Here is a 13,139-nt window from a genome sequence, read left to right on the forward strand (position 1 = left end):
GCCCGGGGACAACGACATCCCCCGGCGTGGTGACCCGATTGAGGGGAGGTGGCAACGCCCGATGATCGCAGGGACACCCGTACTCGACCTCGATGACGTCGCCTCGTTGGAGGCCGCTGATTCCGGGGGAATTTTGCGTTCGGCCGCCTCGGGGGGCGCCCAGGTGCGTGCCACAGCGGCCGCCGTCGCCGAAAACGCGCTCATCCGGCTCGACGGGCTGCGGCCGCGAAGTCTGGTGCTGGTCTCCGGCACCGGACGCGCGGCCCGGGCGGCCACTCTGCTGCAGGCCGCGTTCGGCGACCGCGCGGGCCTGCCCATCATCAGCGCCACCACGATTCCGCAGTGGGTCGGTTCGCTGGATGTGGTGGTCGTGGCCGGCGACGACTCGGCCGATCCGCGACTGACCGGCGCCGTCGACCGCGCGCTGCGCCGCGGCGCCGAAGTCGTGGTCGCCGCGCCCGACGAAGGCCCGATGCGGGCCGCGGCCGCCGGACGCGCGGCCATGCTGCCACCGCGGGTCCGGGTGCTGGACCACAACCGGATTCTGCGCTTCGTCGCCGTCGGGATCGCGGTGCTGCAGGCGATCGATCCGACGCATATCGGACCGCTGGTGCCGAACCTCGACGAACTCGCCGACGCGCTCGACGCCGAGGCCCTGCGCGACGGACCGCATCACGAGGTCTTCCACAATCCCGCCAAAACCCTCGCCGCGCGGATGCGGGAACGGCGGCTGGTGCTGACCGGTGATTCCCCCGCCGCAGCGGTCGTGGCCGAGCACGGCGCCGAGGTGCTGTTGCAGACCGCGGGACAGATCGCGGCCGCCGTCGACCTCACCGAGGCCGTGGCCGCGAACGCCCGGCTGATCGAATCCGCCGAGGCGACCGCACCCGGTTACGACCCGCTGTTCCACGACGAGCAGCTGGACGGGCCGGCGCCGGTCGATCGGGCCCGGGTGTTCGTGGTGAGCGCCGACGGCGACCAGGTCGCGGCCCGGCGCCGGCTGGCCGTCTTCGGCGCGGGCGCGGGCATCGTCGACGCCGATCTGGTCAACGTCGACATCGAACTGATGCGAACCGAGGCGAGTGTGCCGCGCGAAGCCGGGGCGAGCGAACCCCAGGCGCCGGCGGCCGGGCGCGGCAGCGAGCTCGAACAACTGGCGGTGCTGGTACTGCGGCTGGAAATGGCCGCCGCGTATCTGCGTCTGCTCGGCGGCCCCCCAGCCACGAGCCGTCCCGCCCACTACGACGGGGGCCACTACTAGTGCACGAACTCGTTGGTGCGTTGCGTTCCTATGCCTGGGGATCTCGCACCGCCCTCGCTCAGCTGTGCGGTCGGGAGGTTCCCTCCCCTCATCCCGAAGCCGAATTGTGGTTCGGCGCCCACCCCGCCGACCCGGCGAAGGTCCTCGCCGACGGCGCCGGCCGCTCGCTGCTGGAACTGCTCGAGGCCGAGCCGAACCGGGAGTTGGGTACGGTCGCGGCGGCATTCGGCGGGCGCCTGCCGTTCCTGCTGAAGATCCTGGCCGCCGAGGAACCGCTCTCACTGCAGGCACATCCCAGCGCAGATCAGGCCCGCTACGGATTCGAACGGGAGAATCACACGCGGGTGCCGCTGGATTCCCCGATGCGCAACTACCGCGACGGCTCCCACAAACCCGAACTGGTGGTGGCACTCGACCGTTTCGAGGCGCTGGCCGGCTTCCGCGATCCGCTGCGCACCGTCGACCTGCTGAACTCGCTGGCCGTGCCGGAACTGGTGCAGTACACCGAACTGCTTGCCGCCCAGCCGGACTCGGGCGGCCTGCGCACGCTGTTCACCACCTGGATCACCCTGCCGCAGGCCATGCTGGCCACACTGCTGCCGAAGGTCCTCGACGGATGTGTGCGCTATCTCAAACAGGTCGACCCACTCGAACCCCCCGGACTGGCCAAGGAATTCGCGGCCGAGGCGCGCACCACGCTGGAACTGGCCGAGGCGTATCCGGGTGATGCCGGGGTCCTGGCCGCCCTGCTGCTGAACCGATTGACCCTCGAACCCGGACAGGGCCTGTTCCTGGCCGCCGGCAGTCTGCACGCCTACCTGCGCGGCATCGGCGTCGAAATCATGGCCAATTCGGACAATGTGCTGCGCGGGGGGCTCACTCCCAAGCATGTCGACGTGCCCGAACTGCTGCGCGTGCTGGATTTCGAACCGCTGCGGGCGCCGATCATCGAACCCGAACCGGTCGATGCGCACTCGTTCCGGTATCCCACGCCCGCACCGGAATTCGCGCTGCGCCGCTTCGAACTGGCCGAGGATGCCGCGGCGGTCGACATCCCGCGCGTCGGACCGGGCATCATGCTGGTGACCGCCGGCACCGTCCTGCTGTCGCAGGCCGGGAGCGAATTGCCGATCGCGGCCGGCAGCGCGGCGTGGATCTCGGCGACCGATACCGATATCCAGGCACGGGCGCTGGGCGGCCCGGCGCAACTGTTCTGCGCGTGTGTGGGCGAGTGAGCGCGCGGCCGCTTTAGTAGATTGATCGAACAAATCGGACATCTACCGGCGAGCGCCGGGGACGGAAGGACCGGGGCTGCACCATGTCTGCTGGTGGCGGAAAGAAGGCGATCTTCGCGGCGTTGAGCGCGAATGCCGGTATCGCGGTGGCGAAATTCGTCGGCGCCGCGATCACCGGTTCCGGCTCGATGCTGGCCGAGGCCGTGCATTCGGTGGCCGACACCGGTAATCAGGGACTGCTGCTGCTCGGGCAGAAACGTGCCGAGCAGGAGGCCGACGATTTGCATCCGTTCGGCTACGGGCGCAACCGCTACTTCTACTCGTTCGTCGTGGCGCTGGTGCTGTTCTCGCTCGGCTCGATGTACGCCATCTACGAGGGTGTGCACAAGATCCAGCATCCGGAGGAACTGACCTCTCCCGCGGTGGCGATCGTGATCCTGGGTATCGCGGCCGCGCTGGAGGGCTACAGCTTCATGACCGCGATGCGGGAGTCCTCGCCGTTGCGCGAGGGGGCGAGCTGGTGGCGGTTCATCCGCAATTCGCGCAGCCCGGAACTCCCGGTGGTGCTGCTCGAGGACACCGGTGCGCTGATCGGCCTGCTGATCGCGCTGGTCGCCGTGGTGCTGACCGTGGTGACCGACAATGCGATCTGGGACGGTATCGGCACCCTCGGCATCGGCGTGCTGCTCGGTGTCATCGCGGTCGTGCTGATCGTGGAGATGAAGAGCCTGCTGATCGGTGAGGGCGCGACGCCCGCGCAGGACGCGGCGATCCGCGCGAATCTGGTCGACGGCGAGCGCATCGACCGGGTCATCCACCTGCGCACCGAATACCTCGGCCCGGAGGAGATGCTCGTCGCGGCGAAGGTGTCGATCGTGCCCGGACTCGAGATCGCCGATATCGCGACCGCGATCGACGACGCCGAAGCCCGGGTGCGGGCCGCCGTCCCCGCCGCCCGGGTCATGTACATCGAACCCGATCTGTACCGCACCCAGCCGGTGTAGGTCCTTCCGGTTCAGCTCGTCGCGCCGAGCAAGACGGCCGGGTCGAGGCGGATGCCGAACCGTTCGCGCAGCGCACGAGTCGCGGCGTGCATGCCGCACATGCCGTGCACTCCGGGCCCCGGCGGGGTCGCCGCGGAGCACAGGTACACACCGGGAAGCGGTGTGGCATAAGGGTTCCAGCGCGGCGTCGGGCGGAAGATCGTCTGCGCCGGCGTCATCGCGCCGGCCGCGATATCGCCGCCGACGTAGTTGGCGTTGTACGCGGGCATGAGTGCGGCCGGGCGCACATGGGTGGCCTGAATCAGGTCACGGAAGCCGGGGGCGAAGCGTTCGAGTTGCGCGACGACTTCGGGACTCACGTCGCGGCCGGATCCGTGGGGTACATGGGCGTAGGCGTAGAGCGTGTGGTTGTCGCCGGGCGCCCGCGACGAATCGACTACACCCGGCTGAATCACCAGGACGTAGGGCCGCTCGGCGTGGCGTCCCGACGCGACGAGACGTTCGACGGCCGTCGCCTCGGCTCGCGTGCCGACGACGTGCACGGTGCCCGCGGCCGCCGGCTCCGGCGCCTGCCACGGCACCGGACCCGAGAGCGCGAAATCCACCTTGCAGGCCGCGCCGCCGAATCGATAGCGCTGCAGCCGGTTTCGATATGCCGTGGGAACCCGCGCGATCCGCAGCAGTTCCGTCGGCGCGGTATCGAGCAGAACCGTTCGCACACCGGCGAATTCGTCCAGGGAATCGACGCGGTGCCCGGTGTGGACGCGTCCGCCGTGCCGCTCCAGATCCGCGATCAGCGCATCGACGATGGCCTGTGAGCCGCCGCGTGGAATGGGCCAGCCACCCACATGGCCGAGGGTGCCCAGCAGCAGCGCCACCCCGGCCGCCGCGAACTGCCGCGGCGGCATGATGGCGTGCGCACTCACCCCGGTGAACAGTGCCGCTGCGCGCTCCTCGCGAAAACGCAGGTCCCACATCGGCGATGCCTGCTCGAGTAGCCGGCGCCCGAAGCGCACGGCGGACAGCGGATCACGAGGGATATGACGCAGGTCCGACATCCCCAGCTCCACCACCGCCTCCCACTGTCGCACCAGCGGGGCGAACAGGCGCCGCCATGTCGCCCCGTCGCGGCCCAGACCCTCGACCGTCCGATCCAGATCCCGCCAGGCCGCCGCGGCCACCCCGCCGTCGAGCGGATGTCCGTAGGAGATCTCGGGAATCGCCAGTTCGACGCCGTGCGCGCCGAGATCGAAGGCGCGGAAGAACGGGGATGCCAGCGCCATCGGATGCGCGCCCGCGCACCCGTCGTGGTGATAGCCGGGCAGGGTGAGCTCGGCGGTACGGCAGCCGCCACCGGCATGATCCGCGGCTTCGAATACCTCCACCTCGAGCCCCGCGCGGGCCAGCAGCACCGCCGCGGCCAGACCGTTGGGTCCGGAGCCGACCACCACCGCATCCGCCATGATCACCACCTTAGGGCGAAAACCAAGGGCTCCACGGCATCCCGGCGCACCGACCGGCTACGGCAGATGGCACGTCAACTGCGAGTGCCCCAGCGCATGAGGACGTGCATGCGTTGTTCCCACAGGTCGGGGCGCAGGCGACCGCTTCGGTCCAATGCCGCCATCCCGTGCAGTGCGCTCCAGAACACTTCGGTGTAGGCCCCGGATTCGTCATCGGGGACGCGCGGGCGGAAGAGTCGCTCGAGTTCCTCGAAGCAGTCGCGCAATGTCTGCGGGGCGTCGGGACCGAAGGGCAGTTCGGTGTCCTGAACGAACATGGCGTCGTAGAGGGCGGGGTTGTCGGCGGCGAAGTGCAGATAGGCCCGGGCGACCGCCTCCATCGCGGCGTCGGGGCCGTCGGCCTGTTCGCGCGCGGCCCGCAGGACATCTCTGAGCAGGGCGATCCCCTCCTCGGCGACAGCCGAGACGATCGCCCGCTTTCCCGAGAAATGGCTGTAGAGCACGGGCTGGCTGTATTCGATGCGTTCGGCGAGCCGGCGCACGGTCACCGCATCCCAGCCGTCGGATTCGGCCAGTTCACGTGCACTGTCGATGATCGCCTGCCGGCGCTGGGCACGTTCGCGTTCCTTGCGTTCCTGAACCGTCATACCGAAATTCTAGCAACGCTAGACAAGTTAGCGATAACCACTTACGATCGACCTGTCGGTTAGCAACGCTAGATTTTGGAGCAAGACAATGACGCGTACTCGCATCGCCACCGCCCTCGTCCTGATCGGCGTCGCCTTCATCCTGTACATCGGCCTCGGCTACGTCCTCGCACCGAATTCCATGGCACCCGGTTTCGGGCTTCCGGCCTGGCCGCAGGGTGAGTCGTCGGCCTTCATGACACTGAAGGGAGTCCGCGATATCAGCTCCGGCGTGGTGCTGCTGGCGCTGCTGCTGACGCGGCAGCGTTTCGCCCTCGGTATCGCGATGCTCGCCGTCGCGGTGACCCCGGTCGGCGACATGCTGACGGTGCTGAACAACCACGGTTCGGTGACCACTGCGCTGAGCGTGCACGGTCTGACCGCAGCTTTGGTCGCGGCCACCGGCGTGCTCCTCGTGCGCGAGCGTTCGGCGGAGTCGTCCCGCGACACCGTCGCAGCGGTGCCGGTCACCGCTGTCTCGCAATAGTCGTAGAGAGTTCTCGGCCGCTACAACGACACAGGCCGCCCGTGCGAGCGCACGGGCGGCCTCGTCGATTCACAGCACGGGCCGATGCACAGCACGGCCGATGCACAGCCCTGGAGCGACGACCGGAACTAGACGTCGGTGGAGAAGCGGATCCCGCCGTCGGGCAGATCCACGCCCGGCCAGATGCGGGCGCCGCGCAGCAGCTCACAGCGGGCCCCGACGCTGGCGCCGTCACCGATCACGGCGTCGCGGACCAGCGCTCGCGGACCGATGCGCGCGCCGAATCCGATGATCGAGCGCTCCACGGTGGCGCCGGCCTCGACCCGGGCACCGTCGAACAGCACCGCACCGTCCAGCCGCGCACCGGCGCCGACCTCGGCGCCGCGGCCCACGACCGTGCCGCCGATCAGCAGCGCACCCGGCGCGACGCCGGCACCGGGATGAACCAGTGATTCGCCGCGCTGCCCCGGCAGCGCCGGAGAAGGCGCGATGCCGCGCACCAGATCGGCGGACCCGCGCACGAAATCCTCGGGCGTACCCATATCGCGCCAATACGAGGCATCGACATGGCCCTGAATGTGGGCGCCCTCGGCCAGCAGCGACGGGAACACCTCGCGCTCGACCGATACCGGACGGCCACTCGGGATCTTCTCGATGTACTCGCGGCGGAAGACGTAGCAGCCGGCGTTGATCTGGTCGGTCGGCGGATCCTGGGTCTTCTCCAGGAACGCCGTGACCCGGCCGGTCTCGTCGGTGGGTACGCAACCGAACGCGCGCGGATCACCGACCCGGACCAGATGCAGGGTCACATCGGCACGGGTCGAGGCGTGCGTATCGAGCACGGCCCCCAGATCGGCGCCGCCGAGGACGTCACCGTTGAAGACCATCACGTTGTCGGCGCGCAGCTTCGGCAGCACGTTGCGGATGCCGCCGCCGGTTCCGAGCGGCTCGGTCTCGGTGACGTATTCGAGGTCGAGGCCGAGCTCGGCTCCGTCGCCGAAATGCTCCTCGAAGACCTCGGCCTTGAACGATGTGCCCAGCACCACATGAGTGATGCCGGCATCGGCGATCCGGGCCAGCAGGTGATGCAGGAACGGTAGACCGGCGACCGGCAGCATCGGTTTCGGCGCCGACAGCGTCAGCGGGCGCAGCCGGGTGCCCTGGCCACCGACCAGGATCACGGCGTCAGTTGCGGTATCCACGCCCGCTCCCTCCCGAATTGTCCGGCATCAGTCTTCCCCTGTTCAGGTTCGGTCCACGCGTTATCGCTGCGCTTCGCGGTCGCGCTCGCGCAGCGCAGATCGAACCGCAAGTTTGCAGCGAATCGCAAGTCCGGCCCGCAACGCCCAGCGCAGCGGGGCCTGCCACCAGTGCGGATGGCGGTCGGCCTGGAAACGATAGGCGGAGGCGTGGTGGGCGGGCAACATGGTCTCCGGATGCCGCCCGGCCGCGTGTCCTTTGGCGTGGGTGACCTCGGCGGTCGGCACGAAGACGTTGTGCCAGCCGGCCTTGCCCATCCGGTCGCCGAAGTCGACATCCTCCATGTACATGAAGTAGCGGGAGTCGAAGCCCTCGATGCTGTCGAACGCGTCACGCCGGACCAGCAGGCACGAACCCGACAGCCAGCCGACCGTGCGCTCGGCGATCTCCTCGTTCTCCTGCCGGTACCGGCGCGTCCACGGGTTACCCGGCCAGACCGTGCCGAGGATCGCGTGGCCGGCGCCGTCGAGCAGGCCGGGCACCCGCCGCGCGGAGGGATAGATGCTGCCGTCCGGCTCGTGGATCAGCGGCCCCAGCGCCCCGGCTCGCGGCCAGCGCCGCGCGGCGGCCAGCAGCTGATCGATGGAATCGGTCCCCCAGCGCACGTCGGGGTTCGCGATGATCACGTATTCGATATCCGGATCGAGCTCGGCGACCGCTCGGTTCACCGCGCCGCCGTAACCGATGTTGCCGCCGGTGCGCAGCAGCGTGACGTGTTCGTTGGACTCCGCGGCCAGCTCGGGAGCACCGTCGGTCGAGCCGTTGTCGGCGAGGATCACCTGCGGCTTCTCCGCGGTGGCGGTCGCGAGGGTGCTGATGAAGTGGTCGAGATGCTCGCCCGGCGAATAGGTTACGGTGACCACCGCCAGCTGAGGGGTACGGTCCGCGGAAGGGGCTGAATCCGAAGCGCTCACGGAAGGCCAGCCTAATGGGTGAGAGGCCGGAGTAGGCACCCGAGCGCAGCCACCCACAGGGCCTTATCAGACTGACGGCCGGCACCGGTGCTCACGCTCGCCGCCTCGCGCGGCGGCGAGCAGGAAGAATCACGGTTTCGCCCGATCCGACAAGCGTGCCAGCGCGTCGGCGAGCGCCGCGCGCCACTCACGCAGCGGGGTGAGCCCGGCCTCGGCCCACGCTCGATTCGACAGCACCGAGTACGCCGGGCGCCGGGCGGGACTCGGGAAATCGGCGGTGCCGCAGGGCCGCACCCGCTCGGGATCGGCCCCGAGTTCGGCGAACACCGCACGCGCCAGCCCGAAGCGGCTGACCGCACCCGCGTTGCTCGCGTGCAGTACCCCCGGAACCGGCTGTCGCGCAACGAGTTCCAGCAGACCCTGCGCCAGATCGGGCGCGTAGGTGGGCGATCCGATCTGATCGTCGACCACCGATATCGTCTCGCGTTCGGCCTCGAGCCGGCGCATCGTCGCCACGAAGTCGCCGCGGTCACCGGTGTAGACCCAGGCCGTGCGCACGATCGTGGCCTGCGGATACTCTCCGAGCACGGCCTGCTCACCGGCCAGTTTGGTACGGCCGTACACACTTGCCGGTCCGGTCGGGTCGTCCGGCTCGTACGGGTCCGAGGCGGTGCCGTCGAAGACGTAATCGGTCGAGATGTGGATCAGGCGCGCATCGGCCACGCGGCAGGCGGCGGCGAGTACCGCCGGCCCGGTGACGTTGCCCGCATACGCCGCCTCGTGGTCGGACTCGGCGGCGTCGACGGCGGTGTACGCGGCACAGTTGAGCACCACGTCGCCCGGACGCACGACAGCGCGCACCGCCTCGGCGTCGGTGATGTCGAGATCGGCACGCCCCAGGGCGAGTGCCGTGGGCGCCGCCGCGCGCAACGCCCGGCCGAGCTGTCCGCCGGCACCGGTGATCACGAGCCGGGAGTGGGAATCGGGACTCACCCGGCAAGTCTGGCACGCCACGCCAACAGCGGTTCAGCGGTGCGGGCCCACTGGTTGGATAGCCTCGAATCCGGGAACTCCCCGGTACGCCACCGGTATCGGAGGCGGTGGGCTACGCGGGCAGATTCTCGAACGGGGGTCGATCGAGCGTGGAAAAGGAATACGGAGTGCCGCAGAACAGACGTGCGTCGTCGCCGCCCCGCGGCGCCGGAGCACCACTGCCCGGCGGCCGCATCCCGCGAGCTCGCGGCGTTCGCCCGAGGCCGGATCCCGGGGTGAATCGTCCCGGACGGCTGCTCGCCGTAGCCGCCGCGGCCGTGGTGTTCATCGTCACCGGCTTCGGCTGGCACAGTGTGGATTCCTTGATCTCCGGTATCGAGCGGATCGGCAATCTCGGCCTGGGCGGCGGCCACGACGGTGCGGTCGACATCCTGATGGTCGGCATCGACAGCCGCACCGACGCACACGGCAATCCGCTCAGCGACCAGGAACGGGCGATGCTGCACGCCGGCGACGAGGTCGGCACCAACACCGACACCATCGTGCTGGTCCGGGTGCCCAACGACGGCCGTTCGGCGACCGCGATCTCGATTCCGCGCGACTCCTACGTCGACATCCCCGGCATCGGCAAGGGCAAGATCAACTCCGCCTACGGCGCGACCAAGGAGAACGCCCGGCAGAAATACGCGTCGCAGGGCCTGTCCGACTCCCAGATCGAGCAGAAGTCCACCCAGGCCGGCCGGCAGGCGCTGATCAAGTCGGTCGCCAACCTCACCGGGATCACCGTCGACCACTACGCCGAGGTCGGGCTGCTCGGATTCGTGCTGCTCACCAATGCCGTCGGCGGGGTCGACGTATGCCTGAACAATGCGGTGGACGAACCGCTCTCGGGCGCGGATTTCCCAGCCGGACAGCAACGCCTGAACGGGGCGCAGGCACTGAGTTTCGTACGTCAGCGCCACGATCTGCCCCGCGGCGACCTGGATCGGATCGTGCGTCAGCAGGTGTTCATGGCCTCGCTGGTGAACAAGGCGCTCAACGCGCGCATCCTCGCCAATCCCGCGAAGTTGCGCGAACTCAGCGATGCCGTCGGCCGCACGATCGTGCTCGACGAGGACTGGGACGTGGTGGCCTTCATGCATCAGCTGCAGGATCTGTCCGGCGGGAAGGTGAATTTCGAGACCATTCCGGTGCAGGACCTCGACGGGACGACCGCCGACGGCGAATCCGTGGTGAAGGTCGATCCGAAATCGGTGAAATCCTTCGTCGCGGCGGCGGTCGGCGCCACCACCGACGAGCACGACGACGACCGGACGGTGGCGCCGAGTTCGGTCACCACCGACGTCTACAACGCCGGCAGTACCGGTGGTTTGGCCGGTCAGGTGGCGCAGGCCTTGACCGGCAAGGGTTTCCACACCGGAACCGTCGAGAACTGGCCGGGTTCGCCGGTGCGCAGCAGCCGGGTGCTCGCCGCCTCCGGCTCCGATCCGAAGGCGAAGGCGGTCGCCGAGGCGCTCGGCGGCCTGACCGTGGTCGCCGCACCGGATGTGCCGGAGGGCGCGGTGCGCGTGGTGCTCGCCGATGACTACTCTGGTCCGGGCTCGGCGGCCGGCAGTCTGTTCGATATGTCCGGAACCTCGCCGGCCTCGGGCACCGCGACACCGGTGCCGCCCGCGCCTCCCATCGACGCCGGCCAGAACGGACCGAAATGCGTGAACTGAACGACACTCTCACCGATGCCCTGCTCGGCCCGATCCTCGCCCGCGAGCCCGCGGCGCCCCGGATCACCCACTACGACGACAGCACCGGTGCCCGCATCGAACTGTCCGGGCTGACGCTGGCGAACTGGGCGGCCAAGACCGCCAATATGATTCGCGACGAATTCGGCCTCGCTCCGGGCGCACGGGTGTCGGTGCTGCTGCCCGCGCACTGGCAGACCGCCGCGGTCCTGCTCGGCTGCTGGTGGGCGGGCACGGAGGTGGTGCTGCGGCCGGACGCCGACGCCGAGCTCGCGCTGGTCTCGGCCGCGCGCATCGACGAGGCCGGTGATATCGCCGAGGTGGCCGCGCTGTCGCTGGATCCGATGGGCATGCCCGTCGCCGATCTGCCGGTCGGCATCACCGATTACGCCACGTCGGTGCGGGCGCACGGCGATCAATTCCACCCGTCGGGCGCGGGCGCCGCCCTCGACGGCGCCACCGTCGCCGAGACCGTGGCCGCGGCCCGGGCCTCGGCCGAACAGCAGGGGTTCACCGCGAGCGACCGGGTGCTGTCCACCACCGACTGGGACACCACCGCCCACCTGATCGACGGACTGCTCGCGGTGTACGCGGCCGGGGCCTCGCTGGTGCAGGTGACCGCCCCGGATCCGGCTCGGCTCGAGCACCGGATCGAGACCGAGCGCGTCACCACTCGCCGGTCCTGATCTCCTACCCGGGTAGGGCACGGCGATCCACCCGCAGGCCGTTTTCGGCTCGCCCGCTACTCCGTAGTGTGGGGGTCAGCGAACCGGACGACGAACGGGGATGGCGATGAAGCCGCAGTACTGGTTTCGGTGGTTGGTGGTGCAGGGCACGCCGCGGCTGGTCTTGAAGACCTACGCCCGGCGCGGCGAAACCGTGGCACAACTGATGTCCAGCCCCGAGGCGGTCGATGATCCGATACCACTGCTGGAATCCTTGCGCGCACAGGGACGGCTGGTGCACTCCCCCCTCGGCTGGGCGACCACCGACTACGAGGTGGTGCGGACCGTGCTGCGCGACACCACCTTCAAGGTCGCGGCGGCCGAGGGTTTCGTGCCCGGACCGCTGCGGCCGCTGATGGATCTGGCGCCGCTGCCGCCCAATCCGGTGCAGCCGCCGTCGATGCTGGTGATCGATCCGCCCGACCACACCCGGATGCGTAAACCGGTGGCCTCGGCATTCACTCCGCGCGCGATCGCCCGGCTGCGCGACCGCGTCGAATCGGTGACAACGGAACTGCTCGATGCCCTGCCCTCCGGCGGTTCGGCGGATCTCGTCGCCGATTTCGCCTCCCAGGTGCCGATCGCGATCATCTCCGAAATGCTGGGTTTCCCCGACGCCGACCGCGACCGCTTCCTGGCGTGGGGCGACGCCGTCTCGCCGATGCTCGATATCGGCATCAGCTGGCCAACCACCCGCGACGCCTCGGCGGCCATTCTGGAGATGGACCACTATCTCGACGAGCACATCGCGCGGCTGCGGCGCGAACCGGGCGAGGACATCCTGTCCGGCCTGGTGAGTTCCGGCACGCTGGACAACACCGAGTTGAAGGCCTCCGCCACGCTGCTGATGGGCGCCGGATTCGAGACCACGGTCAATTTGATCAGCAACGGCGTCGTGCAGCTGGTGAACCATCGCGATCAGCTGGACCTGCTGCGCGAGGATCCGCAGCTGTGGCCCAACGCGATCGAGGAGATTCTGCGTTTCGACGCCCCGGTGCAGAACACCGGCCGCATTGCCGGGCGCGATGCGGAACTGGGCGGGGTCACCGTGCACCGGGGCAGCACGGTGGTGCTGTCGCTGTCGGGCGCCAACCGCGACCCGAAGGTGTTCGACGAACCGCACCGCTTCGACGTCACCCGCGCCAACGCCAAGGATCACCTGACGTTCTCCAGCGGCATCCACGCCTGCCTGGGCGCGAGCCTGGCCCGGATGGAGGGCACGTACGCGCTGCGGTCGCTGTTCGAGCGTTTCCCGAATCTCGTGCTGGCCGGTCGCCCGCAGCGCCGGCCGCTGTTCACCCTGCACGGCTACAGCCGGTTGCCGGTGCTGCTCGGTCAGCGCGCCGAACAGCCCAGCAGCGTCTGAGCCGGC

General features: G+C 69.5%; 12 protein-coding genes. 7 read left to right on the top strand and 5 right to left on the bottom strand.

What is annotated here, in order from left to right; translation table 11 throughout:
* Positions 1–61: 61 nt before the first annotated feature.
* The 3 genes from A5789_RS00575 to A5789_RS00585 all read left to right on the top strand — a co-directional run bounded on the left by A5789_RS00575 (position 62) and on the right by A5789_RS00585 (position 3,500).
* The gene (locus A5789_RS00575) at positions 62–1,261 is read left to right on the top strand and encodes a hypothetical protein (RefSeq protein ID WP_064901697.1); all 1,200 of its coding nucleotides are present in this window, start codon (positions 62–64) and stop codon (positions 1,259–1,261) included.
* The gene (gene manA / locus A5789_RS00580; RefSeq protein ID WP_064901698.1) at positions 1,261–2,496 is read left to right on the top strand and encodes a mannose-6-phosphate isomerase, class I; all 1,236 of its coding nucleotides are present in this window, start codon (positions 1,261–1,263) and stop codon (positions 2,494–2,496) included. Before A5789_RS00575 ends, manA begins: the two co-directional genes overlap by 1 nt.
* Before the next feature lie 83 nt (positions 2,497–2,579).
* The gene (locus A5789_RS00585; protein ID WP_030515000.1) at positions 2,580–3,500 is read left to right on the top strand and encodes a cation diffusion facilitator family transporter; all 921 of its coding nucleotides are present in this window, start codon (positions 2,580–2,582) and stop codon (positions 3,498–3,500) included.
* Between the two features lie 11 nt (positions 3,501–3,511).
* Here A5789_RS00585 and A5789_RS00590 read toward each other — a convergent pair whose 3' ends face one another.
* Both A5789_RS00590 and A5789_RS00595 read right to left on the bottom strand, forming a co-directional pair.
* The gene (locus A5789_RS00590; RefSeq protein WP_064901727.1) at positions 3,512–4,963 is read right to left on the bottom strand and encodes an NAD(P)/FAD-dependent oxidoreductase; all 1,452 of its coding nucleotides are present in this window, start codon (positions 4,961–4,963) and stop codon (positions 3,512–3,514) included.
* A gap of 74 nt (positions 4,964–5,037) precedes the next feature.
* Positions 5,038–5,610, bottom strand: a complete 573-nt coding sequence (locus A5789_RS00595) for a TetR/AcrR family transcriptional regulator (RefSeq protein ID WP_063019578.1) — start codon at positions 5,608–5,610, stop codon at positions 5,038–5,040.
* A gap of 88 nt (positions 5,611–5,698) precedes the next feature.
* Here A5789_RS00595 and A5789_RS00600 point away from each other — a divergent pair, with 88 nt between their 5' ends.
* Complete coding sequence (locus A5789_RS00600) at positions 5,699–6,136, top strand: DUF4267 domain-containing protein (RefSeq protein WP_030514997.1); 438 nt, start codon at positions 5,699–5,701, stop codon at positions 6,134–6,136.
* 128 nt (positions 6,137–6,264) lie between these two features.
* Here the strand turns inward: A5789_RS00600 and A5789_RS00605 are convergent, their stop codons facing one another.
* The 3 genes from A5789_RS00605 to rfbD form a co-directional block, all read right to left on the bottom strand.
* The gene (locus tag A5789_RS00605; RefSeq protein WP_062995279.1) at positions 6,265–7,338 is read right to left on the bottom strand and encodes a sugar phosphate nucleotidyltransferase; all 1,074 of its coding nucleotides are present in this window, start codon (positions 7,336–7,338) and stop codon (positions 6,265–6,267) included.
* A gap of 60 nt (positions 7,339–7,398) precedes the next feature.
* Positions 7,399–8,310: a glycosyltransferase family 2 protein gene (locus A5789_RS00610; RefSeq protein WP_063016878.1), complete on the bottom strand. Its 912-nt coding sequence runs from the start codon at positions 8,308–8,310 to the stop codon at positions 7,399–7,401.
* Between the two features lie 129 nt (positions 8,311–8,439).
* Positions 8,440–9,303 carry a dTDP-4-dehydrorhamnose reductase gene (rfbD, locus tag A5789_RS00615; protein ID WP_064901699.1) on the bottom strand — a complete coding sequence of 288 codons (864 nt, stop codon included), beginning with the start codon at positions 9,301–9,303 and terminating at the stop codon, positions 8,440–8,442.
* Between the two features lie 275 nt (positions 9,304–9,578).
* On the opposite strand from rfbD, the gene A5789_RS00620 reads away from it, so the two are divergent.
* The 3 genes from A5789_RS00620 to A5789_RS00630 all read left to right on the top strand — a co-directional run bounded on the left by A5789_RS00620 (position 9,579) and on the right by A5789_RS00630 (position 13,133).
* Positions 9,579–11,024: an LCP family protein gene (locus tag A5789_RS00620; RefSeq protein WP_064901700.1), complete on the top strand. Its 1,446-nt coding sequence runs from the start codon at positions 9,579–9,581 to the stop codon at positions 11,022–11,024.
* Complete coding sequence (locus A5789_RS00625; RefSeq protein WP_064901728.1) at positions 11,012–11,728, top strand: TIGR03089 family protein; 717 nt, start codon at positions 11,012–11,014, stop codon at positions 11,726–11,728. The genes A5789_RS00620 and A5789_RS00625 overlap by 13 nt, the downstream gene beginning before the upstream one ends.
* 100 nt (positions 11,729–11,828) lie before the next feature.
* The gene (locus A5789_RS00630; protein ID WP_369817459.1) at positions 11,829–13,133 is read left to right on the top strand and encodes a cytochrome P450; all 1,305 of its coding nucleotides are present in this window, start codon (positions 11,829–11,831) and stop codon (positions 13,131–13,133) included.
* Positions 13,134–13,139 lie beyond the last annotated feature (6 nt).

The organism is Nocardia sp. 852002-51101_SCH5132738 (assembly GCF_001665695.1).
GTDB lineage: Bacteria > Actinomycetota > Actinomycetes > Mycobacteriales > Mycobacteriaceae > Nocardia > Nocardia nova.

Coding starts and splice junctions, on each gene's coding strand:
- A5789_RS00575 (WP_064901697.1), top strand. CDS start 62: ATGATCGCAGGGACACCCGTACTCGACCTCGATGACGTCGCCTCGTTG.
- A5789_RS00585 (WP_030515000.1), top strand. CDS start 2,580: ATGTCTGCTGGTGGCGGAAAGAAGGCGATCTTCGCGGCGTTGAGCGCG.
- A5789_RS00590 (WP_064901727.1), bottom strand. CDS start 4,963: ATGGCGGATGCGGTGGTGGTCGGCTCCGGACCCAACGGTCTGGCCGCG.
- A5789_RS00595 (WP_063019578.1), bottom strand. CDS start 5,610: ATGACGGTTCAGGAACGCAAGGAACGCGAACGTGCCCAGCGCCGGCAG.
- A5789_RS00600 (WP_030514997.1), top strand. CDS start 5,699: ATGACGCGTACTCGCATCGCCACCGCCCTCGTCCTGATCGGCGTCGCC.
- A5789_RS00625 (WP_064901728.1), top strand. CDS start 11,012: ATGCGTGAACTGAACGACACTCTCACCGATGCCCTGCTCGGCCCGATC.
- A5789_RS00630 (WP_369817459.1), top strand. CDS start 11,829: ATGGCGATGAAGCCGCAGTACTGGTTTCGGTGGTTGGTGGTGCAGGGC.